At 40.6% G+C, this 14,967-nt stretch carries 15 protein-coding genes; 12 read left to right on the forward strand and 3 right to left on the reverse strand.

Features of this window, described 5'->3' with window-relative positions:
• Positions 1 to 22: 22 nt before the first annotated feature.
• Both treB and treR read right to left on the reverse strand, forming a co-directional pair.
• Positions 23 to 1,444 carry a PTS trehalose transporter subunit IIBC gene (gene treB, locus M1E96_RS04600; protein WP_337979817.1) on the reverse strand — a complete coding sequence of 474 codons (1,422 nt, stop codon included), beginning with the start codon at positions 1,442 to 1,444 and terminating at the stop codon, positions 23 to 25.
• Between the two features lie 121 nt (positions 1,445 to 1,565).
• The gene (gene treR / locus M1E96_RS04605; RefSeq protein ID WP_140182931.1) at positions 1,566 to 2,531 is read right to left on the reverse strand and encodes a trehalose operon repressor TreR; all 966 of its coding nucleotides are present in this window, start codon (positions 2,529 to 2,531) and stop codon (positions 1,566 to 1,568) included.
• A 312-nt stretch (positions 2,532 to 2,843) separates the two neighbouring features.
• On the opposite strand from treR, the gene cysG reads away from it, so the two are divergent.
• From cysG to rpoS, 12 genes are all read left to right on the forward strand, one after another.
• Positions 2,844 to 4,256, forward strand: coding sequence for a siroheme synthase CysG (cysG, locus tag M1E96_RS04610; protein ID WP_369427385.1), 1,413 nt, complete (start codon positions 2,844 to 2,846; stop codon positions 4,254 to 4,256).
• A 14-nt stretch (positions 4,257 to 4,270) separates the two neighbouring features.
• Positions 4,271 to 5,179 (forward strand): sulfate adenylyltransferase subunit CysD, encoded by a 909-nt coding sequence (gene cysD / locus M1E96_RS04615; RefSeq protein ID WP_070926433.1) that lies wholly within the window; start codon positions 4,271 to 4,273, stop codon positions 5,177 to 5,179.
• 13 nt (positions 5,180 to 5,192) lie between these two features.
• A complete protein-coding gene (gene cysN / locus M1E96_RS04620) occupies positions 5,193 to 6,635 on the forward strand; it encodes a sulfate adenylyltransferase subunit CysN (RefSeq protein ID WP_337979819.1) in 1,443 nt (480 codons plus the stop codon).
• Positions 6,636 to 6,637: 2 nt separating this feature from the next.
• Positions 6,638 to 7,252 carry an adenylyl-sulfate kinase gene (gene cysC / locus M1E96_RS04625; protein WP_318710028.1) on the forward strand — a complete coding sequence of 205 codons (615 nt, stop codon included), beginning with the start codon at positions 6,638 to 6,640 and terminating at the stop codon, positions 7,250 to 7,252.
• A gap of 317 nt (positions 7,253 to 7,569) precedes the next feature.
• Positions 7,570 to 7,866 (forward strand): cell division protein FtsB, encoded by a 297-nt coding sequence (ftsB, locus tag M1E96_RS04630; protein ID WP_140182927.1) that lies wholly within the window; start codon positions 7,570 to 7,572, stop codon positions 7,864 to 7,866.
• A gap of 199 nt (positions 7,867 to 8,065) precedes the next feature.
• Positions 8,066 to 8,788, forward strand: coding sequence for a 2-C-methyl-D-erythritol 4-phosphate cytidylyltransferase (ispD, locus tag M1E96_RS04635; protein ID WP_272580282.1), 723 nt, complete (start codon positions 8,066 to 8,068; stop codon positions 8,786 to 8,788).
• Between the two features lie 12 nt (positions 8,789 to 8,800).
• On the forward strand, positions 8,801 to 9,313 hold the full coding sequence (ispF, locus tag M1E96_RS04640; protein WP_070926426.1) for a 2-C-methyl-D-erythritol 2,4-cyclodiphosphate synthase: 513 nt from the start codon (positions 8,801 to 8,803) through the stop codon (positions 9,311 to 9,313).
• Positions 9,279 to 10,328 (forward strand): tRNA pseudouridine(13) synthase TruD, encoded by a 1,050-nt coding sequence (truD, locus tag M1E96_RS04645; protein WP_319069074.1) that lies wholly within the window; start codon positions 9,279 to 9,281, stop codon positions 10,326 to 10,328. Before ispF ends, truD begins: the two co-directional genes overlap by 35 nt.
• A complete protein-coding gene (gene surE, locus M1E96_RS04650) occupies positions 10,306 to 11,067 on the forward strand; it encodes a 5'/3'-nucleotidase SurE (RefSeq protein WP_070926424.1) in 762 nt (253 codons plus the stop codon). The genes truD and surE overlap by 23 nt, the downstream gene beginning before the upstream one ends.
• Complete coding sequence (locus M1E96_RS04655) at positions 11,064 to 11,690, forward strand: protein-L-isoaspartate(D-aspartate) O-methyltransferase (protein WP_070926422.1); 627 nt, start codon at positions 11,064 to 11,066, stop codon at positions 11,688 to 11,690. Before surE ends, M1E96_RS04655 begins: the two co-directional genes overlap by 4 nt.
• A 347-nt stretch (positions 11,691 to 12,037) precedes the next feature.
• The gene (gene nlpD, locus M1E96_RS04660) at positions 12,038 to 13,102 is read left to right on the forward strand and encodes a murein hydrolase activator NlpD (RefSeq protein ID WP_070926420.1); all 1,065 of its coding nucleotides are present in this window, start codon (positions 12,038 to 12,040) and stop codon (positions 13,100 to 13,102) included.
• A gap of 54 nt (positions 13,103 to 13,156) precedes the next feature.
• Positions 13,157 to 14,143, forward strand: a complete 987-nt coding sequence (rpoS, locus tag M1E96_RS04665; RefSeq protein ID WP_070926418.1) for an RNA polymerase sigma factor RpoS — start codon at positions 13,157 to 13,159, stop codon at positions 14,141 to 14,143.
• Between the two features lie 62 nt (positions 14,144 to 14,205).
• On the opposite strand, the gene M1E96_RS04670 is transcribed toward rpoS, so the two are convergent.
• Positions 14,206 to 14,967 carry a tRNA isopentenyl-2-thiomethyl-A-37 hydroxylase MiaE gene (locus M1E96_RS04670; RefSeq protein WP_272580280.1) on the reverse strand — a complete coding sequence of 254 codons (762 nt, stop codon included), beginning with the start codon at positions 14,965 to 14,967 and terminating at the stop codon, positions 14,206 to 14,208.

A 14,967-nucleotide genomic window follows, 5' to 3' on the forward strand; every position in this document is an offset into this window, starting at 1 on the left:
AAACCTTAAATTTGATGATATATTAATTAGTTTGTAGCGTGCCTTTTCTTTCTTTATAGCGATAGGCGATAACGGTTAATGCAATGGGAACGACAACGGCGATGACCATAGCGAACAGGTAAACTAACCAATAAGTTGGTTGTATCGATAAAATGCCAGGTAAACCACCCACGCCAATACCATTAGATAGAACATGGTTTAAACCGCAAACCAATCCTGCGAGTGAGGCACCAACCATCGCACATAGCATTGGGAAGCCATATTTTAGGTTAACACCATACATAGCCGGCTCTGTTACACCCAAATAGGCTGAAATAGCGGCTGGGATAGTAATTTCATGTTCATTTGCTTTACGGCTAACAATAATGATACCGACAACCGCTGAAGCTTGGGCAATATTTGATAATGCGATAATAGGCCAAATAGGGGTGCCGCCGTAACTTTGAGTCATCTGTAAGTCGATCGCTAAGGTTGTGTGATGTAACCCTGTGATCACCATTGGCGAGTAGAAAAAACCGAAGATAGCTGAGCCAATAGGCGCAAAGTCACCTAGCATTAATAGCTTGATGACTTCGGCAATACCGTTGCCAATGCTTCTGCCAATAGGGCCTAAGATAACGTGTGCGACGAAGACTGAGATAATCAATGTGACGATTGGAACAATAACCAATTTTAAATAATCGGGAATGTAACGGCGTAAACGGGTTTCAAACCAGCCGAGGAATAAACCTGCTAAGATAGAAGGGATGACTTGCGCCTGATAACCGACTTTCTCAATTGTAAACAGCCCAAAGTTCCAAACATCAGGGATTTGTGAGCCTAAATTATAGGCATTCATTAGCTGAGGAGAAACTAAAGTGATCCCTAATACTAAACCTAGGGCTGGAGTACCCCCCATCTTTTTAGTTGCAGACCAGCAGATGCTAACAGGTAAAAAGTGGAATATTGCTTCACAAGGTAACCATAGGAAATCATAAATAGGCTTTAACCAAGGATAAAAATAGGTTAAAGGTTTATTATCCGATACAGGCATCTCACCAATAACGTTACGCAAACCTAAAAGTAAACCACCACAAATTAAAATAGGTAATAGTGGTACGAATATCTCTGCCAAATTTGCGATAAGCCTTTGCCAAAAACTCATATTTTTTTTGGCATCAGACTTTACTTCATCTTTACTTTTTGTTTGTAACTCAAGATGCTTTGAAAGAATTTGATAATAGTGGTCAACATCGACACCAATAATAACTTGGAACTGTCCGGCATTATTAAAACACCCCTTAACAAAAGGGATTTGTTTTATTTTATCTATTTCTGTGATATTAGGGTCATTAAGAACAAAGCGCAGCCTTGTTAAGCAGTGAGAAACACTAATAATATTATTTTTACCGCCAATCAGTGCAACAAGTTCTTCAATGGCCTTTAAATCTTTGGCACTAGGCATATTTATTTTCTCATCGTAGTTATGTTTTTTTTAATATATATCCTTGTTGTCATTATTTGAACGGGAACGTTCCCATAACTAGACGATGATCACAAGTAATAATAATTACTTTCTTAAGTTATTAATTTAATTTATCACTGGAGATAATGATTTTTTGTGGCGGAACATCTTCTTTTGCCATTTTAATCAATATATTAGCAGCCTCTTTCCCACTTTCTCTAAAGCCTAAACGGTAGAATTTGGTTTGAGGAAATAAAAAGGCCAGTAAATCATTTCGCCCAATACAGGCCACATCGATATGGTTCATGTTTTGTTCGGATAAATACTTTTGTACACCAAATGCTAATGAGTCTGTTGCGCACAGTATGGCTTGTGGTGATGTGGTTAAGATCTCTTTAGCAAGCATATAGCCACTTTGGTAATTAAGTTCACCTAATTGTGCGTGAGGGGTTAAACCTTGCTGCTGACAATAGTGTAGATAAGATTGGTAACGGAGTAGGCCCGTTGTTTCATCGTGAACATTGATCCCGATATAACTTATTTGTTGGTAATTTTTTTGTTTATGAAAATAGTGCATAAGGTTTTTAACCGCACTTTCATCATCGTGACAAATAGAGACAAAACCTTCTAATGGTCGCGCAATAACAACCATTTTTTGTTTCCAATTGGAGAGCTTATTGATATCAATGCCTGAAAAAGCAAAAAAGACAATCCCATCAACCTTTTGGCGAGTAAGCATTTTAATATGTTCTTCAACTTTTTCCGGTTTAAATTGACTCTCTAAAATAATAGGGTCGATATTATTTTGATAGAAAATAGGTAGCATGGAACTGACTGCTTGGTTTTCAGCATAAGAATCTAAACGCGTCATGATGATGCCGAAAGAGCGGTTTGAATAGCCTCGCATTGCACGTGCAGATTTTGAGGGAGTAAATTGGTATTTTTCAATTATTTGATTAACTTTTTGCCGAGTCTCTTCATTAACCATTGGGTCTTGATTAATCACCCTTGAAACTGTTGATTTACCTACGCCACATAGCTTTGCAATATCATTAATGGTGAGTTTCTTTTTATCCGTTTTTATCATAATGTTTTGTCTTTATTAGCTAAATACTTATAAGGGCTTGGTCATTTATATTTATTTTCTATTTATGTGCTTAGTCTAACTCATTTTTTTCAAGGCATCTGTAGAAAAGAAGCGAACAATATTTATCTTAGTCGTGAAATTGCGTTTTGCTTTGATGTCATTATGAGTATTTCTTCTTCATAACTCATTAGGCTGACTTATTCCTTTAGGTTACATCTAATAAACTTTTAGCATTTCATAACCCCACTTGCACGCCATATAGTCAATTTAAATAGTCGTTTTAAAAAAGTTATATAACACCGGAAGAGCAAGATGGAATATTTACCATTATTTGTGGATTTACGTTCCCGCAAGGTTGTCTTGGTTGGGGGAGGCGATGTTGCCGCACGCAAAGCGGAACTATTGTTACGCGCTAATGCGGCTTTGGTGATTATTGCGCCGGCACTTAATTCAGCTTTACAACAACTTTGTGAGCAACAATATTTCACGTGGATTGAGGGGGAATATCATCCACAACATATTGAGAAGTCTTATTTGGTGATTGCTGCCACTGACGATGCTGAATTGAATAAGAAAATTTTTCATGATGCAGAGAAACAACAAATTTTTGTCAATGTTGTTGATGATAAACCGTTGTGTTCTTTTATTGTCCCTTCAATCATCGATAGAGATCCTGTCGTGATTGCGATTTCTTCTGGTGGTACCGCGCCTGTTTTGGCTCGCTTATTACGTGAAAAATTAGAAACGATGCTACCAAGTTATTTGGGCCATATGGCTGAAATAGCCGGGCGGTGGCGAGAAAAAGTGAAATCATCAATTAGCAGCATGCGTGAGCGCAAACGTTTTTGGGAAAAAAGTTTCAGTGGCCACTTTGCCTCATTGGTCGAAAAAGGCCAGCTATCACAAGCCGAATTGCAATTAGAAAAGCAATTGTATGAACCCGATAATACGGGGGAGCTGGTTTTAGTCGGAGCGGGTCCTGGAGATGCTGGGTTATTAACGCTTAAAGGCTTACAAGTTTTGCAAAATGCCGATGTCGTTTTATATGACCATCTTGTCAGTGATGAAGTCCTTGAGTTAGTGCGACGAGATGCAGACAAAATTTGTGTTGGGAAACGTGCTAAAGCGCATTCGGTCTTACAAGAAGAAACCAATGCTTTAATCGTGACGTTTGCATCGCAAGGGAAGAAAGTAGTCCGATTAAAAGGTGGTGATCCATTTGTTTTCGGGCGTGGTGGTGAAGAGCTGCAAATTGCTGCGGAGGCTGGTATTCCATTTCAGGTGGTTCCTGGGATCACCGCGGCAATAGGGGCAACTGCATACGCCGGTATTCCTCTGACACATCGTGAGCACTCTCAGAGCGTGACATTTATCACGGGTCATTGCAAAGAGGGAGGAAATGAACTTGATTGGCCAGCACTTGCACGAGGCAATCAAACATTAGCCATCTATATGGGAACAGTAAAAGCTGAGCATATCAGCCAACAACTGATCCACTTTGGACGCTCACCAAAAACGCCTATTGCCGTGATCGGCTGTGGCACTCGGCAAAACCAACACGTGTTGAGTGGCAAGCTGTATGAGCTGGCTGAATTGGCTCATCAGGCTCCAGCGCCTGCGTTATTGGTGATTGGTGAGGTTGCCGCTTTGCATCAGCAATTGGCTTGGTTCGGTGATCAGGTTGAAAAAAACAGATGGCGTTCAGCCGTGTTGGAATTGGCTTAATTAAGGAGGCCATCATGAATGAGAAACGATTAACCCATTTACAGCAGTTGGAAGCAGAAAGCATTCATATTATCCGTGAAGTGGCGGCTGAATTTGAAAACCCAGTCATGCTTTATTCCATCGGCAAAGATTCATCTGTTATGTTGCATTTGGCACGCAAGGCTTTTTACCCTGGAAAACTGCCATTTCCGTTATTACATGTTGATACCGGATGGAAGTTTCGTGAGATGTATGAGTTTCGTGATAAAACGGCTAAAAACTATGATTTTGAATTACTGGTTCATCGCAATCCAGCGGGTGAGTCATTAGGGATCAACCCATTTATTCATGGTAGCGCGAAACACACTGATATTATGAAAACGGAAGGGCTAAAACAAGCGCTTGATAAATATGGTTTTGATGCAGCATTTGGTGGTGCTAGGCGTGATGAGGAAAAATCTCGAGCCAAAGAGCGCATTTATTCTTTCCGAGATCGCTCTCATCGTTGGGACCCCAAAAATCAACGCCCTGAGTTGTGGCATAACTACAATGGCCAAATCAATAAAGGAGAAAGTATTCGAGTATTTCCTTTATCAAACTGGACGGAACTCGATATTTGGCAGTATATCTACTTAGAAAATATCGATATTGTCCCTCTTTATTTTGCAAAAGAGCGCCCTGTTTTAGAGAGAAATGGCACATTATTGATGGTAGATGATGACCGTATTGATTTAAAAGCGGGGGAGGTTATCGCTAAGCGAAAGGTTCGATTCCGAACCCTAGGCTGCTGGCCTCTGACAGGTGCTGTTGAATCACAAGCAGAAACGTTACCAGAAATTATTGAAGAAATGTTGATTTCAACGACCAGTGAGCGACAAGGTCGATTAATCGATAGTGACCAATCGGCTTCCATGGAGCAGAAAAAGCGCCAAGGGTATTTTTAAGGGGGAAAACGTCATGGCAGATTTAGCATATAACGAAACAATTGCGGAACAAATTAAGCAGCAAGGTGGTGTTGAAGCTTATTTGTTAGCTCAGCAACAAAAGGGCTTATTACGTTTTCTCACCTGCGGTAATGTGGATGATGGTAAAAGCACGTTAATCGGGCGTTTATTGCATGACACGCGACAAATTTATGAAGATCAGTTATCTGTTTTGCAAACCGACAGTAAGCGTATAGGAACTCAAGGTGAAAAACTGGATCTTGCTTTATTAGTGGACGGGCTTGCCGCAGAAAGAGAGCAAGGGATCACCATTGATGTTGCTTATCGTTATTTCTCTACTCAAAAACGTAAATTTATAATCGCAGATACTCCAGGGCATGAGCAGTACACGAGAAATATGGCGACAGGTGCATCAACTTGCTCACTTTCTATATTGCTGATCGATGCTCGAAAAGGCGTTCAAGAACAAACTCGACGCCACAGTTTTATTAGTACATTGCTAGGTATTCGCCATTTGATCGTTGCAGTCAATAAAATGGATCTGGTCGAATATAGCGAAGCGGTATTTGAAAAAATTAAGCAAGATTATCAGAGATTTGCGGCTGAATTGCCTGTTGACCTCAAGATTTGGTTTGTACCTATTTCAGCTCTAGATGGCGATAATATCGTCAATGAAAGCTCTCAATTGCCTTGGTATCAGGGGGAAACACTGTTACAAATTCTAGAAACAGTTCAGGTTCAACCAAAAGCATCGGAGCAAGCACTACGTTTTCCAATTCAATACGTGAATAGACCTAATTTGGATTTTAGAGGTTACAGTGGAACTTTGTCCTCTGGGATAGTGAAAGTGGGGCAATCCGTCAAAGTATTACCTTCGGGTCAGATCTCGAAAGTAAAAGAAATTGTCACTTTTGATGGCATACAAGACTTCGCGATACCCGGTGAGGCGATCACATTAGTATTAGAAGATGAAATTGATATTAGCCGTGGAGACTTGATTGTTACAGAAAACGATACGTTGCAGTGTTCTCGTGAGGCATTGGTTGATATCGTTTGGATGTCAGAGCAACCGTTAGTGCAGGGGCAACAGCTTGATATTAAGATTGCTGGAAAAAGAAGCCGCGCTAAGGTAGAAAATATTCAATATCAAGTTGATATCAACAATCTTACTCAAAAAGTAGCGACTGAGCTGCCCCTCAATGGTATTGGTTTAGTTGAATTATCATTTGATGAGCCATTGCTACTTGAGAATTATCAGCAAAACGCAGAAACAGGTGGCATGATCCTAATTGATAGGCTGACGAATGTGACAGCTGGAGCGGGGTTAGTGCGTGAAGTGACAGAGCGATTTACTGAGCAAAATGATAATTTTAGTGAATTTGAAATAGAGTTAAATCAATTAATTCGCCGTCATTTCCCTCATTGGGGAGCTCGAGATCTATTAGGTGGTAAATAAGTATGGCGAGTACGACAGATAATCATATCGTTTGGCACGACCATCCGATCACTCGGCAATTTAGAGAAAATGCGAATGGTCATAAAGGCGCGGTGTTATGGTTTACTGGACTGTCTGGCTCGGGTAAATCTACTTTAGCAGGGGCTTGCGAGCAAGCACTGGCTTCATTAGGGGTAAAAACGTATTTGCTTGATGGCGATAATATCCGTCATGGGTTATGTAAAGACTTAGGTTTTGATGAATCCGATAGACAAGAAAACATTCGCCGTATTGGTGAGGTCGCTAAATTGATGGTTGATGCTGGGCTGGTGGTTGCGACAGCGTTTATTTCGCCTTATCGTGAAGATAGACAGAAAGTTCGTGAGCTATTTGGGGCGAACCAGTTTTTTGAATTGCATATTGCAACCCCTGTTGAAGTTTGTGAACAGCGCGACCCAAAAGGGCTTTATCAGCAGGCAAGAGCGGGGAAAATAAAAAACTTCACTGGGATTGACTCTCCATATCAAGAGCCTTTACAACCTGAATTACGTATAGATGGAAGGCAGGCGATACCTGATTCAGTAACACAAATTCTTCAATTACTGGGTGAGAAAAAAATCATCAAAACTCATAATTAGTACGATAACTTTTTATGAATTTTGCCTAACGGCTCCTTGGGTGTGTCTACGCCTCTGGAGCCGTTTTTGTAAACAAATTACGGATTAACTGAGTATTTTGCGTAGCTGCTCGTAATTTTATTAAACAAATTCACTCGCTTAGGTGATAGTTCTGTAAACCAGTTCAAGATAGTATCCAATTAATCACAGCATATTTCTTAGGTTGATTTTTGAACAGGAATGCCCTGTTTTTGTCCTAGTTTTGATACATTACTTTCTTGATAGTAGCGCGATGAGCTGAGTTATGGGATGATTAGCAAATCATTTCAGGGGGCAGAATGGGCAAATTAACGCTTCTATTAATCGCAGTATTGGCTTGGACACAATATTCTTTATGGCTAGGTAAGAATGGCATTCACGACTATGTCCGAGTGAAAGACGATGTTGCGGCGCAAGAGATCATCAATTCTCGCTTAAAAGTGCGTAATGAACAGCTGTTTGCTGAAATTAATGATTTGAATGATGGACAAGACGCTATTGAGGAACGGGCGCGTACAGAGCTTGGTATGGTTAAGCCTGGCGAATCATTTTATAGAATGGTGAAAGAGAGTAATAATCAGAGAACAAATAATTAAATATTACTTGTCATACGGTAGGTTGCAGTTCGATAGGCACTGTATAGATAAACGCTATATGAGTAACAACATCAATCATATAGTGTTCAAGTATATGATTATGCTATGTACAAAAACTAAAAATATTACAGGTTGTGTTTACGTTTATGAAATTGATTACCTCTACTAGCCCACAAATTTCGATGTAAGATCCAAAATAATGAATAATTCAATCACTGGGGGAGCCCCAAACGTTGTTGCGATAATTCCAGCAGCCGGTATTGGTAGTCGTATGAATGCGGACTGTCCAAAACAATACTTGCAGGTCGCTGGGAAGACAATCATTGAACACACTATTAATGCATTGTTATTGAATCCTCTTGTTTCTAATATTGTTGTCGCTTTAAGCCCTGATGATAATTATTTTGCTTCGCTTGAGGTAGCAAGTAACCCGCGAGTTACCACTGTTCATGGTGGAAAAGAGCGTGCAGATTCCGTGCTGGCAGGGTTAAACTTTTTAGCTCAGAATGAACAGATGCAAAATCGATGGGTATTGGTACACGATGCCGCGCGCCCTTGTTTACATCAAGATGATTTAAATAAAATTATTCAGTTATCAACAATGGATTACTGCGGTGGCATTCTTGCTGCTCCTGTAAGAGATACCATGAAGCGTAGTGCCAAAACGTCAGATGTGATTGATCATACCGTTGAGCGTGATGCTTTATGGCACGCACTTACACCACAATTTTTTCCTTTAATTTTGTTGCGTGATTGTTTGAGTAAAGCATTGAAAGAAAATGCTATTATTACTGATGAAGCATCTGCATTGGAATATTGTGGCTATCAGCCTGTTTTAGTCTCAGGTCGCACTGATAATTTAAAGGTAACTCGCCCAGAAGATCTCGCTTTGGCTGAATTTTACCTTTCTAGAATGAAATAAAAGGATCAAATAATGAGAATCGGACACGGTTTTGACGTACATAAGTTTGGCGGGGAAGGACCTATTGTCATTGGTGGCGTACGTATCCCTTATGAACAAGGCCTACTTGCTCACTCTGATGGTGATGTGGTGCTACACGCTGTCACTGATGCCATCTTAGGGGCTGCGGCACTGGGGGATATAGGTAAATTATTCCCTGATACTGATCCTGCGTATAAAGGTGCAGATAGCCGCGTTTTACTCAGAGAAGCCTATCGCCACGTTCGTGAAAAAGGTTATAGCATTGGTAACCTTGATATTACAATTATGGCTCAAGCACCTAAAATGTTACCTCATATTCCACAAATGCGTGTCAATATTGCAGAAGATCTTGAATGTCATATGGATGATGTGAATGCTAAAGCAACAACCACAGAGCAACTCGGTTTTGTTGGGCGTAAAGAAGGGATTGCTTGTGCCGCAGTGGTATTGTTAGTGAAAGATAATGGTAATGAAAGTCATGAATGTACAGTACCTGCATGGTAAACCACTCTCATCAGGTAAGTTAAAAAGCCAACCTGAAGATTTTATTGTTAAAGAAGACCTTGGCTTTGAGCTTGATGGTGAGGGCGAACATGTCATGGTTCGTGTTGAAAAAACGGGGTATAACACCTTATTTGTGGCTGAACAATTGGCTAAATTTGCAAAAATTTCAGCACGAGCAGTCAGTTACGCAGGTTTAAAAGATCGCAATGCGGTTACTGAACAATGGTTCTGTTTACAGATGCCAGGTAAAGAAACCCCTGATTTTTCAAAATGGATGCTTGAAGGTTGTCGTGTTATTGCAACAACTAGACAAAAAAGAAAGTTGCGTATTGGCACACTGAAAGGCAATCACTTTGAGCTAATCATTCGCGATATTTCAGCACCTGAGGATGTCGAATTACGTTTAGATAAAATCGTTGAGGGGGGCGTTCCTAACTATTTTGGTGAGCAACGGTTTGGGCGAAATGGACAAAACTTAGTCCAAGCTCAACGATGGGCAAATCAAGAAATTACGGTTCGTGAACGAAATAAACGTAGTTTCTACCTCTCTGCGGCTCGAAGTGCTATGTTTAATCATATTGTTAGCGAACGGATTGCCAACCAAACTGAAAATAAAGTACTACTTGGTGACGCATTACAATTAACAGGGCGTGGAAGCTGGTTTGTTGCCACAGAGGAAGAGCTATCGACTTTACAACCTCGTGTTGACTCATCTGAATTGACTATTACGGCTGCTTTACCCGGCGATGGGGAACTTGGAACTCAATTTGATGCATTAAGTTTTGAGACAAAGTGTTTAGAAAACTATAATACTTTTATTGCGTTAATGAAAAGTGAAAGAGTTTCACCAGCACGCAGAGCTGCAATCGTGAAACCACAAAATTTTCATTGGCAATGGCTTGATGCCAATACACTGAAGCTTAATTTCTTTTTAAGTTCAGGGTGTTTTGCAACCAGTCTTGTTCGAGAAATCATTAATCAGGAAAGTGCCGATGTTGAAAATTTTATTGAGTAATGATGATGGCGTGACGGCGCCGGGGATCCAAACATTAGCCGCGGCATTACGACAACACTATCATGTGCAAGTGATTGCGCCTGATCGTAACCGTAGTGGTGCATCCAATGCATTAACGTTGGATAGACCGTTAAGGATCCAAACATTGGCTAATGGTGATTTATCTGTACAAGAAGGTACGCCAACAGACTGTGTTTATATTGGCGTTAATAAAGTTGTGAGGCCAAGGCCGGATATTGTAGTTTCTGGGATCAATTGTGGTCCTAATCTAGGGGACGATGTCATTTATTCAGGTACTGTTGCTGCGGCAATGGAAGGGCGACATTTAGGTCTACCTTCCGTAGCTGTTTCACTTGATGGGGAAACTCATTATGAAACCGCAGCAAAAGTCACTTGCGACATACTGGATTTATTGCACAAAAATCCATTGCGTGCAGGCAATATTCTGAATATTAATGTACCTGATATTCCCTATGAGGAAATAAAAGGCATAAAAGTGACTCGCTGTGGTAGTCGTCATGCCGCATCTGAAGTTTATAACCTTGAAGATCCTAAAGGGAATATGCTGTATTGGTTAGGGCCTGTTGGCGAGATCCGTGATGCAGGGCCTGGAAGTGATTTTGAAGCTGTTTCTCAAGGTTATGTTTCAATAACACCTTTGCAAGTTGATTTAACGGCATATAAAGCACATTCATTAATTGAAGAGTGGTTAGAGAAATCAGGAGTGACCGTAAAATGAAAACAGGCCTCATGAAAGAACTTTTGGCACAATTACGCCAACAGGGAATTCACGATGAGCGCTTGTTAGAAGCTTTATCACAGGTTCCTCGTGAGCGCTTTGTTGATGAGGCGCTTTCACACAAAGCCTATGATAACATACCGTTACCAATAGGCTATGGGCAGACTATTTCTCAACCTTATATTGTTGCTAAAATGACTGCTCTACTTGATATTTCTGCAAATGACCATGTGCTTGAAATAGGTACAGGCTCAGGTTATCAAACCGCGGTTTTAGCCCATTTAGCCAGTCATGTTTATTCCGTCGAAAGAGTGAAAAGTTTACAATGGACTGCAAAACGCCGTTTTAAGCAGCTCGATTTGCACAATATCTCTACACGACATGGTGATGGTTGGGAAGGGTGGCAATCAAAAGGGCCTTTTGATGCCATTATTGTTACAGCGGCACCTAGTGAAATCCCTTCAAAGCTTTTAGAGCAATTAAAAGAAGGAGGGCGCTTGGTATTACCTGTTGGTGATCAAGATCAGGCGTTGAAGCTCATTACGCGTAGAGGGAATGATTATCACTCAAATGTGATAGAGAAAGTTCGCTTTGTTCCTCTGGTTGCTGGGGATTTAGCTTAATTTCATTTTGAATTGTCTAGCTAATTTTGATAATTTATGGCTCCAAAATCGGGAAACTCGCATTTTCTATTAAGTCATAATCTCAAATTGTTATATTTTTGATACATTTGGCTTGTCCAAGATTTTATATTTCTGCTTTAATAAGCAAAATACTTTTCGTTACGAGAGCTGTGCTCTAAATAATTCAAGGCGTATGTAGGCGATCAACGAAGTTACCCCTATAGAGTAGTTGAGGGGAGTCAACCTACATGCAACTTGGAGGATGGCGAATATCACAGGCTCTGATGTTTACTGACGCAACATAAATTAGCTTGTTATGTCAGATTTTTCTTCACGGGAGAAGAAGCATGAAAATTGTTAGCCCAATAAGCAAAATTCGATGGGCGGTGATCTTTTCATTTGGTGGCGCTTTATTAGCAGGTTGTTCCACGCCGTATCATACAGCCGCCCCCATTTCGAGTGTAAATGATGGCCAAACGACTCGCCAGCAGACCGTTCAAAGAACTGCTCCAGTAACTGGTGGTACAAGTACGGCGATGCCTTCTTCTCGACCTAATTTGTCTTCAAATACATCACCTTCAGTGACCAACTCTGCACCTGTTAACATGAATGGCCAAGGGCGTATTATCTATAATCGTGATTACGGTAGTATCCCTAAAGGTAGTTACAACGGTAGTAGCTATACGGTCCAGCGTGGTGATACCCTATTCTACATTGCCTATATAACGGGTAATGATTTCCGTGAGTTAGCAGATAGAAACAATATTGCTGAGCCATATAGCTTAAATGTTGGTCAAGTTATTAATATTGGTAATGGAAATGTGAACTCGAACGGGCAATTGGCTGCAAATTCATCAAATAGTAACCAGCAACCGGTTGATCTTCGAACAACTAATGCGTATCCTGCAAATGGAAGTGGTCAAACTTCAGGTAAGATGTTGCCTAACAATAAGAAGCCTGCAACACAGACTTCTACGGCAACAACTACCACGGCAGTTTCTACAACCTCTCCGACGACAGGAAGCAGTACTAACAGTTCATCGATAAAATGGCGTTGGCCAGCTGAAGGGAAAATGATTGAAGGTTTCTCCGACGCTCAAGGTGGAAATAAAGGCATTGATATTGCGGGTTCACGCGGTCAGCCTGTACTTGCTTCTGCTCCAGGAAAAGTGGTTTACGCAGGTAACGCACTGCGCGGATATGGAAATCTTATAATAATAAAACATAACGATGACTACCTAAGTGCTTATGCACATAACGATACGTTACTTGTGCGTGATCAGCAGGATGTTACTGCGGGTCAAAAAATAGCCACTATGGGTAGCACCGGTACAAGCTCGGTTAGATTACATTTTGAAATTCGTTACAAGGGAAAATCAGTAAACCCGCTGCGTTACTTACCGCAGCGATAAACTGGGCAGAGTGCAATGACATTCTGTCCTCATTATCAAGGGTAGGAGTCACTGATGAGCCAAAGTTCGCTGAAAGCTAACGAGTTATATGATGACCTCGAAGAGAGCACAATAGAAGATGCTTTCGATGAAAGTCAGTTCAAAGAAGAGGATCTGGTTGCTGAACTAGATGATGAAATGGATTTACTCCAGAGCACAAGTCAACGTGTTTTGGATGCCACACAAATTTATCTCAGTGAAATTGGATTCTCTCCACTCCTAACAGCTGAAGAAGAAGTGTTCTATGCAAGAAGGGCGCTACGTGGTGATATTGCATCACGCCAGCGCATGATAGAAAGTAACCTTCGATTAGTTGTTAAGATCTCTCGACGTTATAATAATCGGGGCCTCGCTTTACTTGATCTCATTGAGGAAGGTAATTTGGGGCTAATTCGTGCAGTTGAAAAATTTGATCCTGAAAAAGGTTTCCGTTTTTCAACTTATGCGACATGGTGGATCCGTCAAACCATTGAACGAGCCATCATGAACCAAACGAGAACGATCCGTCTCCCTATTCATATCGTCAAAGAGCTCAATATTTATCTTAGAACCGCCCGCGAACTAGCGCAAAAGTTAGATCACGAGCCTAGTGCTGAGGAAATCGCTGAGCAGCTCGATAAACCAGTAGAAGATGTCAGCCGTATGTTACGTTTAAATGAACGTATTACATCGGTTGATACGCCTATTGCTGGTGATTCAGAGAAGTCCTTGCTAGAAGTTCTGTCTGATGAAAATGAATCAGGGCCAGAACATACAATTCAAGATAACAACTTAAAAGAAAACATTGTTAAGTGGTTATTTGAATTGAATCCAAAGCAGCGAGAGGTACTCGCTCGCCGTTTTGGCTTGCTAGGCTATGAAGCTGAAACTCTTGAAGAGGTTGGTCGGGAAATTGGTTTAACACGTGAAAGAGTACGCCAGATCCAAGTAGAAGGGTTGAGGCGGTTAAAAGATATTTTACAAGGCGAAGATTTGTCTTTAGAAGCCTTATTTAATATGTAAGATATTTTTAGAATGTTAATAAAGAAGCCCTTAACACCATTAGTTAAGGGCTTCTTTCTATTTTAAGCAGGGACACCACTGTGAAATTTAAAATCACTGTCCATTGAGGAAATTAGTTCGGCTTCCACAGCTCCAAACATATCAACTCGTTCATTGATATCTACCTTACTAATTGATTGAGCTAGCTTTAAGTAATCTTGATAGTGTCTTGCTTCCGAGCGCAACAATGAAATATAAAAATTAGCTAAATCATCATCTAAGAAAGGCGCTAGCTTAGCGAAACGCTCACATGAGCGAGCTTCGATATAAGCCCCAATAATCAGTTTGTCGACCAAGGTTTGTGGTTCGTGACCACTCATATGGCTGAATAGGCCTTTTGCATATCGGCTTGCTGTAATGCCATCGTAGCTAATATTTCTTTGATGCATGATTTCAAGTACTTGATAAAAATGATGCAGCTCTTCTTTGATTAAAAGTACCATTTTATCGATCAGATCTTGGCTGTAAGGTGATTGTTTTTTAGCTAAAATCTGTTTTGAAATTTGGTTTTTATCTTTCAATGAATGAATATCACCAATACGATCGTAGGCAAAGTCCTCATAAGGCTTAAACCATGCAAGTAACACTGCGGCACTTTCTTTATCTACCGCATATTTGCGAATTAAAAACATCGCACTTTGCGCAGCCTTCAATTCACATAATAAATGGTCTTTTAGCAGTATAGGCAAATTTTCTGGTTTACTGGCTTTTTCAACCCAACTATCGGGCGTTTCGCAATGTAAAAATTGCCTGATAGGGGCAAGTAATTCAGCGTGATCTTGCAT

The organism is Providencia sp. PROV236 (assembly GCF_033676985.1).
GTDB classification, from domain to species: Bacteria; Pseudomonadota; Gammaproteobacteria; order Enterobacterales; family Enterobacteriaceae; genus Providencia; species Providencia manganoxydans.

Excerpts from the sequence above, each read along its gene's own strand:
- surE (WP_070926424.1), top strand. The coding sequence starts at position 10,306 with ATGTTGAAAATTTTATTGAGTAATGATGATGGCGTGACGGCGCCGGGG.
- M1E96_RS04670 (WP_272580280.1), bottom strand. The coding sequence starts at position 14,967 with ATGCAAGATCACGCTGAATTACTTGCCCCTATCAGGCAATTTTTACAT.
- cysN (WP_337979819.1), top strand. The coding sequence starts at position 5,193 with ATGGCAGATTTAGCATATAACGAAACAATTGCGGAACAAATTAAGCAG.
- ftsB (WP_140182927.1), top strand. The coding sequence starts at position 7,570 with ATGGGCAAATTAACGCTTCTATTAATCGCAGTATTGGCTTGGACACAA.
- truD (WP_319069074.1), top strand. The coding sequence starts at position 9,279 with ATGAAAGTCATGAATGTACAGTACCTGCATGGTAAACCACTCTCATCA.
- rpoS (WP_070926418.1), top strand. The coding sequence starts at position 13,157 with ATGAGCCAAAGTTCGCTGAAAGCTAACGAGTTATATGATGACCTCGAA.
- M1E96_RS04655 (WP_070926422.1), top strand. The coding sequence starts at position 11,064 with ATGAAAACAGGCCTCATGAAAGAACTTTTGGCACAATTACGCCAACAG.
- ispD (WP_272580282.1), top strand. The coding sequence starts at position 8,066 with ATGAATAATTCAATCACTGGGGGAGCCCCAAACGTTGTTGCGATAATT.
- cysG (WP_369427385.1), top strand. The coding sequence starts at position 2,844 with ATGGAATATTTACCATTATTTGTGGATTTACGTTCCCGCAAGGTTGTC.
- treR (WP_140182931.1), bottom strand. The coding sequence starts at position 2,531 with ATGATAAAAACGGATAAAAAGAAACTCACCATTAATGATATTGCAAAG.
- cysD (WP_070926433.1), top strand. The coding sequence starts at position 4,271 with ATGAATGAGAAACGATTAACCCATTTACAGCAGTTGGAAGCAGAAAGC.
- cysC (WP_318710028.1), top strand. The coding sequence starts at position 6,638 with ATGGCGAGTACGACAGATAATCATATCGTTTGGCACGACCATCCGATC.
- ispF (WP_070926426.1), top strand. The coding sequence starts at position 8,801 with ATGAGAATCGGACACGGTTTTGACGTACATAAGTTTGGCGGGGAAGGA.
- nlpD (WP_070926420.1), top strand. The coding sequence starts at position 12,038 with ATGAAAATTGTTAGCCCAATAAGCAAAATTCGATGGGCGGTGATCTTT.
- treB (WP_337979817.1), bottom strand. The coding sequence starts at position 1,444 with ATGCCTAGTGCCAAAGATTTAAAGGCCATTGAAGAACTTGTTGCACTG.